The sequence below is a fragment of the Streptomyces sp. NPDC052020 genome (genome assembly GCF_040680575.1).
Classification (GTDB): domain Bacteria; phylum Actinomycetota; class Actinomycetes; order Streptomycetales; family Streptomycetaceae; genus Streptomyces.
This window is the reverse complement of sequence record NZ_JBFAWY010000012.1, coordinates 178,643-195,093: the sequence shown is the minus strand read 5'-3', so window position 1 is coordinate 195,093 and position 16,451 is coordinate 178,643. Positions and strand designations below refer to the sequence as shown.

13 protein-coding genes are annotated in these 16,451 nt (G+C 72.3%); 12 read left to right on the top strand and 1 reads right to left on the bottom strand.

Annotated elements, in window-relative coordinates; all coding sequences use genetic code 11:
- Window positions 1–9: 9 nt before the first annotated feature.
- On the bottom strand, window positions 10–1,305 hold the full coding sequence (locus tag AB0L74_RS15700) for a glycosyltransferase family 39 protein (protein WP_365651149.1): 1,296 nt from the start codon (window positions 1,303–1,305) through the stop codon (window positions 10–12).
- A gap of 170 nt (window positions 1,306–1,475) precedes the next feature.
- Here AB0L74_RS15700 and AB0L74_RS15695 point away from each other — a divergent pair, with 170 nt between their 5' ends.
- From AB0L74_RS15695 to AB0L74_RS15640, 12 genes are all read left to right on the top strand, one after another.
- Window positions 1,476–2,519 (top strand): glycosyltransferase family 2 protein, encoded by a 1,044-nt coding sequence (locus AB0L74_RS15695; RefSeq protein WP_365651146.1) that lies wholly within the window; start codon window positions 1,476–1,478, stop codon window positions 2,517–2,519.
- Window positions 2,520–2,643: 124 nt separating this feature from the next.
- Window positions 2,644–3,192 (top strand): DUF1707 and DUF4190 domain-containing protein, encoded by a 549-nt coding sequence (locus AB0L74_RS15690; protein ID WP_365651143.1) that lies wholly within the window; start codon window positions 2,644–2,646, stop codon window positions 3,190–3,192.
- 352 nt (window positions 3,193–3,544) lie between these two features.
- The gene (gene rpsL / locus AB0L74_RS15685) at window positions 3,545–3,916 is read left to right on the top strand and encodes a 30S ribosomal protein S12 (protein WP_003948652.1); all 372 of its coding nucleotides are present in this window, start codon (window positions 3,545–3,547) and stop codon (window positions 3,914–3,916) included.
- 2 nt (window positions 3,917–3,918) lie between these two features.
- Window positions 3,919–4,389 (top strand): 30S ribosomal protein S7, encoded by a 471-nt coding sequence (rpsG, locus tag AB0L74_RS15680; RefSeq protein WP_029386961.1) that lies wholly within the window; start codon window positions 3,919–3,921, stop codon window positions 4,387–4,389.
- A gap of 39 nt (window positions 4,390–4,428) precedes the next feature.
- The gene (gene fusA / locus AB0L74_RS15675; protein ID WP_365651138.1) at window positions 4,429–6,555 is read left to right on the top strand and encodes an elongation factor G; all 2,127 of its coding nucleotides are present in this window, start codon (window positions 4,429–4,431) and stop codon (window positions 6,553–6,555) included.
- A gap of 156 nt (window positions 6,556–6,711) precedes the next feature.
- Window positions 6,712–7,905 carry an elongation factor Tu gene (gene tuf / locus AB0L74_RS15670; RefSeq protein WP_030778468.1) on the top strand — a complete coding sequence of 398 codons (1,194 nt, stop codon included), beginning with the start codon at window positions 6,712–6,714 and terminating at the stop codon, window positions 7,903–7,905.
- A 660-nt stretch (window positions 7,906–8,565) separates the two neighbouring features.
- A complete protein-coding gene (locus tag AB0L74_RS15665) occupies window positions 8,566–8,676 on the top strand; it encodes a keywimysin-related RiPP (RefSeq protein ID WP_365651133.1) in 111 nt (36 codons plus the stop codon).
- 26 nt (window positions 8,677–8,702) lie between these two features.
- Complete coding sequence (locus AB0L74_RS15660; RefSeq protein ID WP_365651130.1) at window positions 8,703–10,559, top strand: lasso peptide isopeptide bond-forming cyclase; 1,857 nt, start codon at window positions 8,703–8,705, stop codon at window positions 10,557–10,559.
- Between the two features lie 27 nt (window positions 10,560–10,586).
- Window positions 10,587–10,841: a lasso peptide biosynthesis PqqD family chaperone gene (locus tag AB0L74_RS15655; protein ID WP_365651127.1), complete on the top strand. Its 255-nt coding sequence runs from the start codon at window positions 10,587–10,589 to the stop codon at window positions 10,839–10,841.
- Window positions 10,838–11,272 carry a lasso peptide biosynthesis B2 protein gene (locus AB0L74_RS15650; RefSeq protein WP_365651124.1) on the top strand — a complete coding sequence of 145 codons (435 nt, stop codon included), beginning with the start codon at window positions 10,838–10,840 and terminating at the stop codon, window positions 11,270–11,272. The genes AB0L74_RS15655 and AB0L74_RS15650 overlap by 4 nt, the downstream gene beginning before the upstream one ends.
- Complete coding sequence (locus AB0L74_RS15645; RefSeq protein WP_365651121.1) at window positions 11,269–13,131, top strand: ABC transporter ATP-binding protein; 1,863 nt, start codon at window positions 11,269–11,271, stop codon at window positions 13,129–13,131. The genes AB0L74_RS15650 and AB0L74_RS15645 overlap by 4 nt, the downstream gene beginning before the upstream one ends.
- Before the next feature lie 190 nt (window positions 13,132–13,321).
- Window positions 13,322–16,447 (top strand): glycosyl hydrolase 115 family protein, encoded by a 3,126-nt coding sequence (locus tag AB0L74_RS15640; protein ID WP_365651118.1) that lies wholly within the window; start codon window positions 13,322–13,324, stop codon window positions 16,445–16,447.
- Window positions 16,448–16,451: the final 4 nt, after the last annotated feature.

Below are 16,451 nucleotides of genomic sequence, written 5' to 3'. Positions count from 1 at the left end.
CGGCGGCGGTTACGGCACGCCCAGCTCGAAGATGACGTAGTGCGCGTACCAGCCGGAGGCGAGGGCCGCGGTGGTGAAGAACACCGTCAGGCTGGGCGCCTTCAGGCGGGCCAGCGCCGCGGCCGGGGCGAGAAGCAGGGGGAAGGCGGGCAGCAGGTAGCGGCCGGTGTTGCCGAACATCTGCTGGGTGCCCAGCACGGTGACGATCGTCGCCAGCGTGTAGGCGATCAGCACCAGGGGCGGGCGTTTGCGCAGCATGAGCGCGATCAGGAAGGGCAGCGCGAGCACCAGCTGGACGGCGAGCAGATCGGGCACGGCGAAGGCGAAGACGTAGTCGTGCTTGCCCACCGCCGTGTTGCGCAGGACGTCGAGGGTGTAGGCGCCGTAGTCGAAGAAGTGCGCCCAGCCCTCGCGCTGGAGCGTGAAGTAGGCGGTGGGCTCGCCGGTGGCGTAACCCACCCAGGCGATGTACGCCGCCAGGCCCAGCGGGGCGACGAGCATGGCGTAGACCGGTCCCGCCACCCCGTGCTCGCGCCGGCTGTCGCGCCGCAGCACGGTCACGAGCGCGGCGAGCCCCACGGCGCCGATGAGCACCGCGGACGTGGGCCGGTTGAGACCGGCGAGGCAGGCCAGCAGGCCGGCCGCCACCCAGCGGCGGGTCATCACGCAGTAGCAGGCCCAGGCCGCGATGGCGACGAAGACGGACTCCGAGTACACCGCCCACTCGACACCCGCGCCGGGCGCCACGGCCCACAGCCCGGCCGCGATGGTGCCCGCCCGCACCCCGGCGACCAGGCGGATCACGGCGTAGATCCCGGCGGCGGCGATGAACGAGGAGACGACGGAGACCAGGATCCCGGCGCCGTACAGGCCCAGCCCGGTCGCCTCCGACACCAGCCGGATCAGGGCCGGGTACAGCGGGAAGAAGGCGACCGAGTTCTGCTGGACCGTGAACAGGCCGTCGGTGTTCAGCCGGACCAGCTCCGGCCGGTAGCCGTGCTCGGCGATCTGGAGGTACCACCAGCCGTCCCAGGTGGACAGCACGTCCCACCAGTGGGCGCCGCCGCCGAACCGGGGCTCCTTGCCGCGGTAGTCCCCGGCCCACTCCAGCAGGACGGCGAAGACGGCCAGGCCGGCCAGCTTCGTCACGCCGTACAGGGCGAGCGGGGGCAGGTAGGGCCGCGCGGCGTCCGGCAGGGCCGGGCGCCGGATCGTCCCGGCGCGTCCCGCCCGCTCCTCGGGCTCCTCGCCCGGCGGCTCGCCCGCCGTGGCCCCGGTCCCCTCGTCCTTGGCAGCCATGGCCATGGCTCTCGCCCCCTCGTCCCCCTCGGCAGGTCGCACGCCTCACCGGCGTGGCCACGGGGGGACCGGTCGGGTGACCGGTCCTGACCGCGCGGAGCCGGATGCCTGTGCTTTGTCTGTCATAAGATCGCACAGCAGTCGCACGTATGTGCTGCGGGGTTGGGGAGGGCCGCATGGCCGAGGAACCGGACGGGACGACCGTGCTGTCGGTCGTCATACCCATGTACAACGAGGAAGAGGTCCTCCCCGCGCTGGTCAGCAGGGTACGTCCGGTCCTCGCGGAGCTGGGCGTGCGCTACGAGCTCGTCGCCGTGGACGACGGCAGCACCGACCGCACGGCCGAACTGCTGGCCGCCTTCCGGCTGGGCTGGCCCGAACTGCGCGTCGTCGCCCTGCGGCGCAACTCCGGCCACCAGGCGGCGCTCACCGCCGGCCTGGACCGGGCCGTCGGCGCCTACGTCCTCACCCTGGACGCCGACCTCCAGGACCCGCCCGAGAAGATCCCGGAGATGCTCGCGCTGGCGCGCGCCGAGGGCCTCGACATCGTCTACGGCGTCCGCGCCGACCGCAGCAGCGACACCGGGTTCAAACGCTGGACCGCGACCGCCTACTACCGGCTGGTGCGCCGCCTGGCGGGCACCCAGGTCCCCGCGCAGGCCGGTGACTTCCGGCTGCTCAGCCGCGCCGCGGTGGACGCCCTGAAGGCCCTGCCCGACCAGCAGCGGGTCTACCGCCTGCTGGTCCCGTGGCTGGGCTTCCCGAGCGGGCAGGTGACCTACGAGCGCGCTCCGCGGCCGGCGGGCACCACCAAGTACCCGCTGGGCCGCATGGTCCGGCTCGCCGTCGACAGCGTCACCGGCTTCTCGGCGGCGCCGCTGCGCCTGGCCACCTGGCTCGGTGTCGGCGCCTTCCTGATCTGCGCGGGCCTGCTGGTCTACACGCTGGCGGCCTACGCCCTCGGCCGCACCGTGCCCGGCTGGACCTCGCTCTTCGCCGGGGTGCTGTTCATCGGCGCCGTGCAGCTGGTCTGCGTCGGCCTGCTCGGCGAGTACGTCGCGAGGATCTACACGGCCGTGCAGAACCGGCCCACGTACTTCGTCCGCCACGACTCGGCGGCCCCCGGCACCGCCACGCCCGCACCGGCGGCGGAGCCCGCGCCGGCGAAGGAGCCCGCCCCCGAGCCGGACGCCGCCACCCTGCCGCGCCGACGGAGGTGAGCACGGGCCGCGGGCACGGGACGCCGGTGAGCGGCCGGTGAGCGGGCCGGGTGCGCCACTGGTGCCAGGCGCGGTTTCGCGGCGCATGATGGAGAGGACTCCGGCCGTTCCGGGGAGGTGCTCCGTGTCGCAGCCGCCGTATCCGTCGTGGCAGCCCTGGCCGCAGGGGCCGGGCGGTGTCCCGCAGCAGTGGGCGGGGCCCGCCGCCCCGTCGATGCTCGCCTCGCACGCCGACCGCGAGCGGGCCGTGGACGTGCTCAGAGCCGGGTACGCGGAGGGCCGGATGGAGCACGAGGAGTTCGAGCGGCGGGTCGCGCGGGCCTGCGCGGCGCGGACGGTGGGGGAGCTGGCGGTGCTGGTCGCCGATCTGCCGCTGGGGCCCGTGCCGCAGCCCGCGCCCGTGGTGGCCGTGCCGGGGACGTTCCGGCCGCCGCGGCGCGCCAGCGGGATGGCGGTCGGGGCCGCGGTGTGCGGGCTGCTGTGCCTGCCGACCTTCGGGCTCACCGGGATCCCGGCGGTCGTCCTGGGGCACGCCGCGCGGGCCGACATCCGGCGCTCGGGGGCGGCCGGGGACGGGCTCGCGCTGACGGGGCTCGTGCTCGGGTGGCTGTCCACGGCGGGCTGGGCGCTCGTCCTGGTGCTGCTGGCCCTGCTGTCGGCCGCGGCCGGCTGACCCCCCGGCCCCGCCGCGAGAACGCCATGAGAAAGTGTTCGAAACGGACACCGGCCGCCGATTCGAAGATCACCCGCGGCCCGGGGGCTTGACATGTCCCGCGAGGCGCCGCGGGCGACGCCCATTTGTTTTGACCGCAGCGAATGCGATAGGTACGCTCAGACCTTGTGCCTGGGGTGTGCCCTGGCTCTCGTGCGTGCCTTCACCCGCACAGGGTCCGAGAGCGGCCACCGTAATCTGCGCCCATTTCGCCCTTGCGGCGGGAGACTGCCGGATTCGACACACCCGACCGCGTGGGTCGGCGACGTTCCAGGTTAGCTGTACCCATCGGCACACAGAAACCGGAGAAGTAGTGCCTACGATCCAGCAGCTGGTCCGGAAGGGCCGGCAGGACAAGGTCGAGAAGAACAAGACGCCCGCACTCGAGGGTTCCCCTCAGCGCCGGGGCGTCTGCACGCGTGTGTTCACGACCACCCCGAAGAAGCCGAACTCGGCCCTCCGTAAGGTCGCGCGTGTGCGTCTGACCAGCGGCATCGAGGTCACGGCCTACATTCCGGGTGAGGGACACAACTTGCAGGAGCACTCCATCGTGCTCGTGCGCGGCGGCCGTGTGAAGGACCTGCCGGGTGTTCGCTACAAGATCATCCGCGGCTCGCTCGACACCCAGGGTGTCAAGAACCGCAAGCAGGCCCGCAGCCGTTACGGCGCCAAGAAGGAGAAGTAAGAATGCCTCGTAAGGGCCCCGCCCCGAAGCGTCCGGTCATCGTCGACCCGGTCTACGGCTCTCCTCTGGTGACCTCCCTGATCAACAAGGTGCTGCTGAACGGCAAGCGCTCCACCGCCGAGCGCATCGTCTACGGCGCCATGGAGGGCCTGCGCGAGAAGACCGGCAACGACCCGGTCATCACGCTCAAGCGCGCTCTGGAGAACATCAAGCCGACCCTCGAGGTCAAGTCCCGCCGTGTCGGTGGCGCCACCTACCAGGTTCCGGTCGAGGTCAAGCCCGGCCGTGCCAACACCCTGGCGCTGCGCTGGCTGGTCGGTTACTCCCGCGCCCGTCGCGAGAAGACCATGACCGAGCGTCTGCTCAACGAGCTCCTCGACGCCAGCAACGGCCTCGGTGCCGCTGTGAAGAAGCGCGAGGACACGCACAAGATGGCCGAGTCCAACAAGGCCTTCGCGCACTACCGCTGGTAGTCGGAACCCCTTCGAGAACCGAGAGAAGACTGAAGCCTTATGGCTACCACTTCGCTTGACCTGGCCAAGGTGCGCAACATCGGCATCATGGCCCACATCGACGCGGGCAAGACGACCACCACCGAGCGGATCCTGTTCTACACCGGCGTTTCGTACAAGATCGGTGAGGTCCACGACGGCGCTGCCACCATGGACTGGATGGAGCAGGAGCAGGAGCGTGGCATCACGATCACCTCTGCTGCCACCACCTGCCACTGGTCGCTGGAGGACGTCGACCACACCATCAACATCATCGACACGCCGGGCCACGTCGACTTCACCGTCGAGGTGGAGCGTTCCCTGCGCGTGCTCGACGGTGCCGTGACGGTGTTCGACGGCGTCGCCGGCGTCGAGCCGCAGTCCGAGACGGTGTGGCGTCAGGCGGACCGCTACGGCGTTCCGCGTATCTGCTTCGTCAACAAGCTCGACCGCACCGGTGCCGAGTTCCACCGCTGCGTCGACATGATCTCCGACCGCCTGGGCGCGCAGCCGCTGGTCATGCAGCTGCCGATCGGTGCCGAGGCCGACTTCCGGGGCGTTGTGGACCTGGTCCGCATGAAGGCCCTGGTCTGGTCCGCGGAGGCCACCAAGGGCGAGATGTACGACATCGTCGACATCCCGGACACCCACACCGAGGCTGCCGAGGAGTACCGCGGCAAGCTGCTGGAGGCCGTCGCCGAGAACGACGAAGAGATGATGGAGCTGTACCTGGAGGGCACCGAGCCCACCGAGGAGCAGCTGTACGCGGCCATCCGCCGCATCACCATCGCCTCCGGCAAGGGCGAGGGCACCACGGTGACCCCGGTCTTCTGCGGCACCGCCTTCAAGAACAAGGGTGTCCAGCCCCTGCTCGACGCGGTCGTGCGCTACCTGCCGTCCCCGGTCGACATCGAGGCCATCGAGGGCCAGGACGTCAAGGACCCCGAGACGGTCATCAAGCGCAAGCCGTCCGACGAGGAGCCGCTGTCGGCGCTGGCGTTCAAGATCATGAGCGACCCGCACCTGGGCAAGCTCACCTTCGTCCGCGTGTACTCCGGCCGTCTGGAGTCCGGCACCGCCGTGCTGAACTCGGTCAAGGGCCGCAAGGAGCGCATCGGCAAGATCTACCGCATGCACGCCAACAAGCGTGAGGAGATCGAGTCGGTGGGCGCCGGCGACATCGTCGCGGTCATGGGTCTGAAGCAGACCACGACCGGTGAGACGCTGTGCGACGAGAAGTCCCCCGTGGTCCTGGAGTCCATGGACTTCCCGGCGCCGGTCATCGAGGTCGCGATCGAGCCCAAGTCCAAGGGTGACCAGGAGAAGCTGGGTGTCGCCATCCAGCGTCTCGCGGAGGAGGACCCCTCCTTCCAGGTGCACACCAACGAGGAGACCGGCCAGACCGTCATCGGCGGTATGGGCGAGCTGCACCTCGAGGTGCTCGTCGACCGCATGAAGCGCGAGTTCAAGGTCGAGGCCAACGTCGGCAAGCCGCAGGTCGCGTACCGCGAGACCATCCGCAAGTCGGTCGAGAAGGTCGAGTACACCCACAAGAAGCAGACCGGTGGTACGGGCCAGTTCGGCCGCGTCATCATCTCGGTCGAGCCGATCGAGGGTGGCGACGCCTCCTACGAGTTCGTCAACCAGGTCACCGGTGGACGCATCCCGAAGGAGTACATCCCCTCGGTCGACGCCGGCTGCCAGGAGGCCATGCAGTTCGGCATCCTCGCCGGTTACGAGATGACCGGTGTGCGCGTGACGCTGCTCGACGGTGCCTACCACGAGGTGGACTCCTCCGAGCTCGCGTTCAAGATCGCCGGTTCGCAGGCCTTCAAGGAGGCCGCGCGCAAGGCGTCCCCCGTGCTCCTGGAGCCGATGATGGCCGTCGAGGTCACCACGCCCGAGGACTACATGGGTGACGTCATCGGCGACATCAACTCCCGCCGTGGCCAGATCCAGGCCATGGAGGAGCGGGCGGGTGCCCGCGTCGTCAAGGGCCTCGTGCCCCTGTCGGAGATGTTCGGCTACGTCGGAGACCTCCGCAGCAAGACGTCGGGTCGCGCAAGCTACTCGATGCAGTTCGACTCCTACGCCGAGGTTCCGCGGAACGTCGCCGAGGAGATCATCGCGAAGGCCAAGGGCGAGTAACGGACCTCGCGTCCACGCCGTAGGCTTGACTCCGGAGCCTCGTGGGGCAAACAACCGCAATCGCGGATGTTTGCCCCCGGGATCCGGGCCATCCAGCAAAGATCACCTGGCGCCGATGAAGTAAGGCGTACAGAACCACTCCACAGGAGGACCCCAGTGGCGAAGGCGAAGTTCGAGCGGACTAAGCCGCACGTCAACATCGGCACCATCGGTCACATCGACCACGGTAAGACGACCCTCACGGCCGCCATTACCAAGGTGCTGCACGACGCGTACCCGGACCTGAACGAGGCCACCCCGTTCGACAACATCGACAAGGCGCCCGAGGAGCGCCAGCGCGGTATCACCATCTCCATCGCGCACGTCGAGTACCAGACCGAGGCGCGTCACTACGCCCACGTCGACTGCCCGGGTCACGCGGACTACATCAAGAACATGATCACGGGTGCGGCGCAGATGGACGGCGCCATCCTCGTGGTCGCCGCCACCGACGGCCCGATGCCGCAGACCAAGGAGCACGTGCTCCTGGCCCGCCAGGTCGGCGTTCCGTACATCGTCGTCGCCCTGAACAAGGCCGACATGGTGGACGACGAGGAGATCCTGGAGCTCGTCGAGCTCGAGGTCCGTGAGCTCCTCTCCGAGTACGAGTTCCCCGGCGACGACGTTCCGGTCGTCAAGGTCTCCGCGCTCAAGGCCCTCGAGGGCGAGCAGGAGTGGGTGGACTCCGTCCTCAACCTGATGAAGGCCGTCGACGAGTCGATCCCGCAGCCGGAGCGCGACGTCGACAAGCCGTTCCTCATGCCGATCGAGGACGTCTTCACCATCACCGGTCGCGGTACGGTCGTCACCGGCCGTATCGAGCGTGGTGTCCTCAAGGTCAACGAGAACGTCGACATCATCGGCATCAAGCCGGAGAAGACCTCCACCACGGTCACCGGCATCGAGATGTTCCGCAAGCTGCTCGACGAGGGCCAGGCCGGTGAGAACGTCGGTCTGCTCCTCCGCGGCATCAAGCGCGAGGACGTCGAGCGCGGCCAGGTCATCATCAAGCCGGGCTCGGTCACCCCGCACACCGAGTTCGAGGCGCAGGCCTACATCCTGTCCAAGGACGAGGGTGGCCGCCACACGCCGTTCTTCAACAACTACCGCCCGCAGTTCTACTTCCGTACGACGGACGTGACCGGCGTCGTGACCCTCCCCGAGGGCACCGAGATGGTCATGCCGGGTGACAACACCGAGATGAAGGTGGAGCTCATCCAGCCCGTCGCCATGGAGGAGGGCCTGAAGTTCGCCATCCGTGAGGGTGGCCGGACCGTGGGCGCCGGCCAGGTCACCAAGATCGTCAAGTAAGTTCCGCTTGCTTGAGGGTCGTCTGACCTGACATGGCCGTGAGGCCAATGGCCTGAAGGGGCCCGTACGACTTCGGTCGTGCGGGCCCCTTCCGCGTTGCGGGGAACGACCCGCGCGGCCGGGGGCCCGCCCTTCCCGACGAGCGGTGGGACGCCGCCGGCCTGGACCCGCGGTGCGACCGGAGCCGGCCGCTGACGGGGGAGGGAGCGGGAGGAGAGCTGCGGGCGGGGCACACGGAGCCGAGAGCCGGGGGCGGCGCGCGGGGGACGAGGGGCTCGCAGGGTCTCGGCCGTGCGGGCCTTCGCGTGTGCCGCCCGGTCCGTTGGGACGGCGAGGCCGCGGTTGCGTGGCCCGGAGTGAGTGCGCCGGGCGGAGCCCCCTCGTGGCCGTGTTCGGCCGCACGTTCCCATCCGTTCGGCGGCCCTGCTTCACCAGCGGAGGTGGAAACGTATCTGCCGGTCATTCGCCTCCCCGCGCCACCCCCCTGCCGGTGTGGGGCGGAAGAGCGGGAGGGGGCAGTGTGATTCCGGGGTGTCTTGTAAATCTGCTGATACGACTTATGGTGCTCGTCTTGCTCGGGCCACTCGGCGCGCAGCTAGCTGGTGTCACAGCCGCCGGCCGTGGAAGGACGGCGGTACCGCTCACACCAGAGGAGTCGCCATGAAGAAGGCATACGAGGCCCCCACACTCGTCCGCCTGGGGTCGTTCCGCCGGAGGACCGGGCTGCTGCAGCGCAGCGGCAACGACCGTCTGATCCTCAGCAAGAACTGACGGCGGTCGGCGGGTAACGCGACCTGATGTCCGACACGCACGAGAGTGCGGGAACGGGCCCCGGCGACGCGCACTTCGCGGTGTTCCCCGACCGCGAAGAGGCCGCCGCCGCGGCCCGCCTCTTCCGCCGCCCCGGAACACGCGTCCTCGCCCACGCCTCGGGCCGTCCGTGGCTGGTGGGCCACTGGTCCGACACGGAGGCCACCACGGTCCGGGCCGGGGACGCGGCCCTCGCCGTCATCGGTTGGTGCCCGGTCGGCCGGGACGCACTGGAACGCCATGCCGCCCGGCTGCGCGACCTCGCGGAACTCGACGCCCTCGCCCGGTCGCTGCCCGGCAGCTTCCACCTGGCGGCCGCGCTCGGCGGGCAGCTCAGGATCCAGGGCACCGCCTCCGGACTCCGGCTGGTCTTCCACGCCCAGGTGGGCGGCGTGCGGGTGGCGGCGACCAGCGCCGACCTGCTCGCCGCGGCCCTGGGCAGGGAGCCGGACACCGGGCAGCTGGCGGTGCGGCTGCTGTGGCCGGTGCCGCATCCCCTGTACGAGACCTCGGTCTGGCAGGGCGTCGACGCCGTCTCCCCCGAAGACGCCCTGATCGTCTCCGCCGACGGACGCCGGGTACGGCGGACGCGCTGGTGGTGGCCTCCGGAGCCGGTCCGCTCGCTCGCGCGGGGCGCGCCCCGGGTGCGGGAGGCGCTGGCGGAGGCGGTGGACGTACGGACCCGGCAGGGCGGGGTGGTCAGCTGCGACCTGTCCGGCGGGCTGGACTCCACGTCCGTGTGTTTCCTGGCCGCCCGCTCCCCGGCCTCCGTGGTGGCGGCGACCTGGCCGGGACGCAACCCCGCCGACACCGACCTGGCCTGGGCCCGGCAGGCGGCGGGCCACCTTCCGCACGTCGACCACGTCGTCTGGGACGCGGAGGCGTCCGCGCTGGTCTACGCGGACCTGCTGGGCGTCGACGACCTGCTCGACGAACCGTCCATCGGGGTCATGGACCGCTCGCGCGTCCTCCAGCACCTGCCCTGGCTGGCCGGACGCGGCAGCCGCGTCCACCTCACCGGGATCGGCGGGGACCACGTCGCCTGGTGCTCCGAGGCGTACTACCACCGGCTGCTGCGCACGCGTCCGCTGTTCGCCCTGCGTCAGCTGCGCGGCTTCCGCGCCCTGTGGACCTGGCCGCTCGGGGCGACCGTACGCGCGCTCGCCGACGTCCGGCCGTACCGGGCCTGGCTGGCCGGCAGCGCCCGCCGGCTGCGCGATCCGATGCCGCGGAGCTCCGTCGCCGGCAGCCTCGGCTGGGGGACGGCGCCCCGGCTCTTTCCCTGGACGACCCCGGAGGCGGAGCGGCTGGCCCGCCGCGCCCTGCTGGAGTCGGCGGCCCACGCCCGGCCCCTGCACACCGACCGGGGGATGCACACGGACCTGGAGCTCATCCGCGCCTGCACCCGGATCATCCGTCAGTGGGAGCGGATGGCGGCCCGGGCGGGCCTGCCGATGGCCTCGCCCTTCCTCGACGACCGGGTGATCGAGGCGTGTCTCGCGGTCCGCCCGGAGGACCGGGTCACGCCGTGGCGGTACAAGCCCCTGCTCGCGGAGGCCATGCGGGGCGTCGTCCCGGAGCCGTGCCTGCGGCGCGCGAACAAGGCGGAGGCCTCGATGGACGCCTCGGACGGGCTGCGGCGCCACCGGGGCGACCTGATGACGCTGTGGACCGGCTCCCGGCTGGAACGCCTCGGCCTGGTCGACGGGGAGGCGCTGCGCCGGCTCGCGCAGCGCCCCTCCGCGCCCGGCCTGCGCGACGCGATCCTCTACTCGACCATCGGATGCGAGGTGTGGCTGCGCGCCCGGGAGCGCGCGCCGCACCCGGGTCCCGCCGTCCGCTGACGGAAACGGCAGAAAGGCATCGACCCCATGACACTCCGATTCGGCGCCGACGTCTCCACCGCGGAGACCGACTACGGGACCGTCCTTTTGGACCAGCGCAGCGGTGACTACTGGGAGCTCAACCCCACGGGCGCGCTGGTGGTGAGGACCCTGATGGAGGGCGGAGACGAGGAAGCCGCCGTCGCGGCGCTCGTCGCGCGGTTCGACATCGGCCGGGCCCAGGCGGCGCGGGACGTCGACGCCCTCGTCCGGGAGCTGCGGGGCGCGGGGCTGGTGTCATGACGACGCCCAGCGCACTGGACCGGCCGGCCGGGGTTCCCCTCGCCCGGCGGCTGGCCGCCCGCCTGGTCCTGGTGCCCGCCCTGGCGCTGTCGTTCCTGCCGCCGCGCCGCATCCGCGGCGTACTGGAACGGGTGCGCCGCGGTGCCCGGCCCGCCTCACCCGCCGAGGCGGCCGCGGCGCGGGAGGCGCTGTGCGCGGTGAGCCTGCGCTGCGCCGGGCCCCGGGGCTGCCTGCCGCGGTCGCTGGGTGCCGCGCTGCTGTGCCGACTGGGCGGCACCTGGCCCACGTGGTGCACGGGGGTGAGCAGGGTGCCGCCGTTCTCGGCCCACGCCTGGATCGAGGCCCGGGGCCGTCCCGTGGGGGAGGGCGTCCCGGACGGCTACTTCGTGCGGCTGGTGACGGTGGCGCCGGTGACGCGGGCGGGGACGTGAGCGACACCGTGGTGGCGGACGGCCTCCCGCCGCCGGCCGGCCGGTCGCTGGCCGGGTCGGTGGCCGCCCTGTTCCGGCTGACGTCCGGTCACCGGCCCTGCGTCGCCGTGGCGACCGCGCTGACCCTGGCCGCGTCGGTGCTGGGGCTCGCCCAGCCCCTCGTCGCCAAGCACGTCGTGGACTCCAGTGCGCGCGGTCAGCCGCCGTGGCCGTTCCTGCTGCTCCTGGGCGGGCTCTTCGCCGCCGAGGCGGCGGCGGGCGCCATCGGCCGCTTCCTGCTGGACCGCATGGGCGAGGGCGTGGTGCGCGTGGTGCGGCACGCCCTCGTGTCGCGGCTGCTGCGGCTGGAGATGCGGGAGCTGGACCGCCGCCGCGGCGGCGATCTGGTGGCCCGGGTCACCGCCGACACCACCCTGCTGCGGGACGTCGTGTCGCAGGCGCTGGTCGATCTGGTGACCGGGTGCCTGGTCTCGGCCGGGGCGCTGCTGCTGATGCTGTGGCTGGACCCCTTCCTGCTGCTGCTCGTCGTGGCGGCGGTCTCCCTGGCCGCCGTCGCCGTCGCGCTGCTCCTGAAGGGCATCCGGGCGGCGTCGGAGCACACGCAGGACTCCGTCGGCGCCGTCGCCGCGGAGCTGGAGCGCGCGCTCGGCGCCCTGCCGGTGGTGCGCGTGTACCGGGCCGAGGAGCGCGAGGCGCGCCGCGTCGGCGAGCGGGTGGACGCGGCGTACCGCTCGGGCGTACGGGCGGCGAAGCTGGCGGCGGTCATGAGCAGCGCCGTCGAGCTCGCGGTCCAGGGCTCCTTCCTGCTCGTCCTGGTCGTCGGGGGCCTGCGCGTCCACGGTGGCGGTGCCGGGTCCCTCGGGGACTTGGTCGCCTTCCTGCTGTACGCGTCGTACCTGGTCCTGCCGTTGTCGTCGGTGTTCCGCGCGCTCGGGCTGATCCAGCGGGGCATGGGGGCGTACCGGAGGATCGACGAGGCCCTCGCCCTGCCCGAGGAGCCGGACCGGCGGCCCGCGCCCGCCGCTGCCGTCCCGTCCGCGCGCGCCGCCGCTCCGCCCGCCGCCACCCCGCGCGCGGCCGCCCGGACGTCCCCGGCGGCGTCCCCGGCGGGAGCGGCGCCCCCCGCGCTGGATCTGGCCGACGTCCGCTTCGGGTACGCCCCGGACCGGCCGGTTCTGCGCGGGGTGTCGCTCACCGTGCCACGCCACGCCCTGGTGGCCCTGGTGGGCCGCTCGGGAGCGGGCAAGAGCACCCTCTTCTCGCTGGTCGCGCGCCTGTACGAGCCGGACTCCGGGACCCTCCGGTTCGACGGCCGCCCCGCCACGGAACTCAGCCGCCGGGAGAGCCGGGCCGGTATCGCCCTGGTGGACCAGAACACGCAGGTGCTGGAGGGCACGCTGAGGGAGAACCTCACCTACGCCGCGCCCGGCGCCGGCGAGGACGACATCCTGCGCGTCGTACGGCTGGCCCGGCTCGGCCCCGTCGTGCGGCGGCTGCCCGGCGGGCTCGACGGCAGGCTCGGCGACCGCGGCGGCACCCTCTCCGCGGGAGAGCGGCAGCGCGTCGCCCTGGCCCGCGCCCTGCTCGCCCGGCCACGACTGCTCCTGCTGGACGAGCCGACCTCGCACCTCGACGCCGTCAACGAGGCCGCGCTCGCCCGGACGCTGAGCGAGGTCACCGCCGACTGCGCGGTCCTCGTCATCGCGCACCGCCTCTCCACCGTCCAGCACGCCGACCGGATCGTGGTCCTCGACGGCGGCCGCACCGTCGCCTGCGGCCGGCACGACGACCTGCTCACCACCAGCCCGGTCTACCGGGAGCTGGCCACCGCCCAGGTGCTGCGCGGCCCTGGCGGGTGACCTGGGCGCCGGCAGGCCCGCGACCGGTCCGCGCCACGGGGGCGGACCGGCCGCGAACGGGTCCGGGAACGCGAAACCTTTCGTTGCCGCTTCGTTGCCGTCCGTCCCGTTGTTCACGGTGGGCACCACCTCCAGCATTTGTCATGCCACTTACGAAATTCGGATCGGGCTTTACCGGAGGGGTGTCGCCATGGCGCGGTTTGTGTCCAGGAGAACGGTTCTCGGAACGGGCGCCGCCGTGGGAGCGGGCGCCGGCCTGCCCCTGCTCGGCGCGGGTTCCGGCGCCGCCGCGGACGGCGCCCCCCGGCGCACCGACCCCGGCGCCTACATCGCCTTCCGCCCCGAACCCGGCGCCTTCCCCCTGGTCCGGGCCGGGCGTGCCGCCCCCGTCCTGGCCGACGCCCGCGACCATCCCGGGGTCCGCCGCGCCGCCGCCGACCTGCGCGCCGACATCGAGCGGGTCACCGGCGTACGGCCGGCCGCCGAGCGCGGGCGGGCCCGCGAGGTGGTGATCGTCGGCACGGTGGGCCGCAGCCCGCTCCTCGACTCCCTGGTCAGAGCCGGGAAGCTCGACGTCTCCGCGATCCGGGGGAAGTGGGAGACCTCGCTCCAGGTGACGGTGGAGGACCCCCTGCCCGGAGTGGACCGCGCCTTCGTCATCGCGGGCAGCGACCAGCGCGGCGCCATCTTCGGCGTCTACGACGTCTCCCTCGGCATCGGCGTCTCGCCCTGGTACTGGTGGGACGACGTGCGGCCGGTGCGCCGCGCGCAGATCTACGCCCGCCCCGGCGCCTGGACCCAGGGCACCCCGGCCGTGAAGTACCGCGGGGTGTTCATCAACGACGAGAACCCCAACCTCGGCACCTGGGCGCCCCAGTACTTCGGCCCCGGCAAGGCGGAGGGCTACCGGGGCGGCTTCAACGCCGACTTCTACGCGAAGGTCTTCGAGGCGATCCTGCGCCTCAAGGGCAACTACCTCTGGCCGGCGGTCTGGGGGCGGGCCTTCGCCGAGGACGACCCGGAGAACCACGCGCGCGCCGCCGAGTACGGCGTTGTCATGGGCACATCTCACGAGGCGCCGATGATGCGCGGCATCGAGGAGTGGAACCGGCACGCGGTCCCCGCCCAGCGCGACGCGCGGGGGAACATCGTCAAGCCGGGCCGCGACCCCTACGGCGGCACCGGCGAGTGGTCCTTCCGCCGCAACCGCGCCGCGATCGAGGCGTACTGGCGGGAGGGCGTCCAGCGCATGGCCGACCAGGGCTTCGAGGGCGTGGTCACCCTCGGCATGCGCGGCAACGGCGACACCAGCCTGCCGGACGGCGACGCCATCGAGCTGATGGAGGAGATCATCGCCACTCAGCGGCGGATCATCGCCGAGGTCACCGGCTCCGAAACCTCCGTCCCCCAGGTGTGGACGCTCTACAAGGAGGTCCAGCGCTACTGGACCCGCGGCCTGCGTGCGCCCGACGACGTCACCGTCGTCCTGTGCGACGACAACTGGGGCAACATCCGCATGCACCCCGACCCCGCCGAGCCGCCCCGCCGGGGCGGTTACGGGCTGTACTACCACTTCGACTACGTGGGCGACGGCCGCAACTACAAGTGGGTCGACACCGTCTCCCTGCCCAACCTCTGGGACCAGCTCCACCAGGCCGTCGCCTACGGCAACACCACCCTGTGGGTGACCAACGTCGGCGACCTGAAGGGCAACGAGCTGCCCACCCAGTACTTCCTCGACTACGCCTGGAACCCGGCGCGCTGGGAACTGGACGCGATCCCGGAGTGGGAGCGCCGGTACGCGGCCCTGCACTTCGGCGAGGAGCACGCCGAGGAGATCGCCGGGATCCTCGCCCGCTACGGCCACCTCCAGCAGCTCCGCAAGCCCGAGCTGCTCAACCGCCGCATCACCCTGGACCCCGCCAAGGACCTCGCCACCGACGACGACGCCGTCGTCTACGACGATCAGCAGACGCCCTTCTACTGGGGCGAGCTGGAACGGGTCACCGAGGAGTGGCGGGAGCTCGGCCGCAAGGCGGCCCGCGTCGCGCGCAGGCTCCCGGACTCCGCCCGCGACGCCTGGTTCGAGCTTGTCGGCTACAACGTCCAGGCCACGGCCAACCTCTACGACCTGCGCGAGGCCGAGTTCACCAACCTCCTCTACGCCGCCCAGGGCCGCGCCGCCACCAACGAGCGCGCCGAGCACGCCGAGGCCGGGCTGAAGGAGGACTTCCGGCTCCAGGACGTGTTCAACAAGGAGATCGCGGGCGGCAAGTGGAAGGACTTCCAGCTCCAGCCGCACATCGGCTACGGCGACGTGGAGCGGTACGGGCCCAACGCGCCCTGGCAGCAGCCCGAGATCGACAACGTGGCCATCCCCGACGTCCTCTTCCCGGCGGTACGGCGCATCGAGGTTCCCGACACCGCCGAGATGGGCGTGGCGGTGGACGGCTCCGAGCGGTGGTGGCCGCAGGCCGGGGCGGCCGATCCGGTGCTGCCCGAGTTCAGCCCGTACCAGACCCGCGCGCCGCAGTACGTCGAGGTCTTCAACCGGGGCACCCGGCCGTTCCCGTACCGGATCACCTCCTCCGTGCCCTGGCTCAGGGTGGACCGGCCGCGCGGCACGGTCCGGCGGCAGACCCGGGTGACGGTGGGCGTCGACTGGGCGAAGGTCCCGGCCGGGCGCGCCGAGGGCGAGCTGACGGTCGAGGGCGCGGGCCGCACCGTCACCGTGCGCGCGGTCGCCGCCCCCGTCTCGCCGCGCGGCCTGAAGGGCTTCGTGGAGGCCGGCGGCTACGTCGCCATCGACGCCGAGCACCACACCCGCGCCGTCGGCGCCCGCGGCGTCGGCTGGCTGCGAGTCGACCGCATCGGCCGCACCGGTGCGGGCATGACCCCGGTGCCCGTCACCGCCCCCGCGCAGACCCCGGGCGGCGACGGGCCGCGCCTGGAGTACGACGTGACCCTGCTGACGCCCGGCGAGGTCACCGTGTGGGCCTATCTGTCGCCCCGCAACCCCGCGCTGGCCCGCCCCGGCCTGCGCTACGCGGTCTCCTTCGACGACGACACCCCGCAGACCGTCGACGTGATCGCCGCGACCGGCCCCGACGACGGCGGGCTCAACCGGCGCTGGGAGCGCCACACCTCCGACAACGTCAACCGGACCGCCACCCGGCACCGGATCACCCGGGCGGGCGCGCACCGGCTGACCTTCTGGATGGTGGACCCGACGGTCGTGCTCCAGCGGCTGGTCATCGACGCGGGGGGCCTGCCGGAGACGTATCTGGGGCCGCTGGAGAGCCGGCGCGTGCGCTGACACG

What these genes read in the sequence shown, in the direction of transcription:
- AB0L74_RS15700 (WP_365651149.1), bottom strand. Translation starts at nt 1,305, where the DNA reads ATGGCCATGGCTGCCAAGGACGAGGGGACCGGGGCCACGGCGGGCGAG.
- AB0L74_RS15695 (WP_365651146.1), top strand. Translation starts at nt 1,476, where the DNA reads ATGGCCGAGGAACCGGACGGGACGACCGTGCTGTCGGTCGTCATACCC.
- rpsG (WP_029386961.1), top strand. Translation starts at nt 3,919, where the DNA reads ATGCCTCGTAAGGGCCCCGCCCCGAAGCGTCCGGTCATCGTCGACCCG.
- fusA (WP_365651138.1), top strand. Translation starts at nt 4,429, where the DNA reads ATGGCTACCACTTCGCTTGACCTGGCCAAGGTGCGCAACATCGGCATC.
- AB0L74_RS15665 (WP_365651133.1), top strand. Translation starts at nt 8,566, where the DNA reads ATGAAGAAGGCATACGAGGCCCCCACACTCGTCCGCCTGGGGTCGTTC.
- AB0L74_RS15660 (WP_365651130.1), top strand. Translation starts at nt 8,703, where the DNA reads ATGTCCGACACGCACGAGAGTGCGGGAACGGGCCCCGGCGACGCGCAC.
- AB0L74_RS15655 (WP_365651127.1), top strand. Translation starts at nt 10,587, where the DNA reads ATGACACTCCGATTCGGCGCCGACGTCTCCACCGCGGAGACCGACTAC.
- AB0L74_RS15650 (WP_365651124.1), top strand. Translation starts at nt 10,838, where the DNA reads ATGACGACGCCCAGCGCACTGGACCGGCCGGCCGGGGTTCCCCTCGCC.
- AB0L74_RS15640 (WP_365651118.1), top strand. Translation starts at nt 13,322, where the DNA reads ATGGCGCGGTTTGTGTCCAGGAGAACGGTTCTCGGAACGGGCGCCGCC.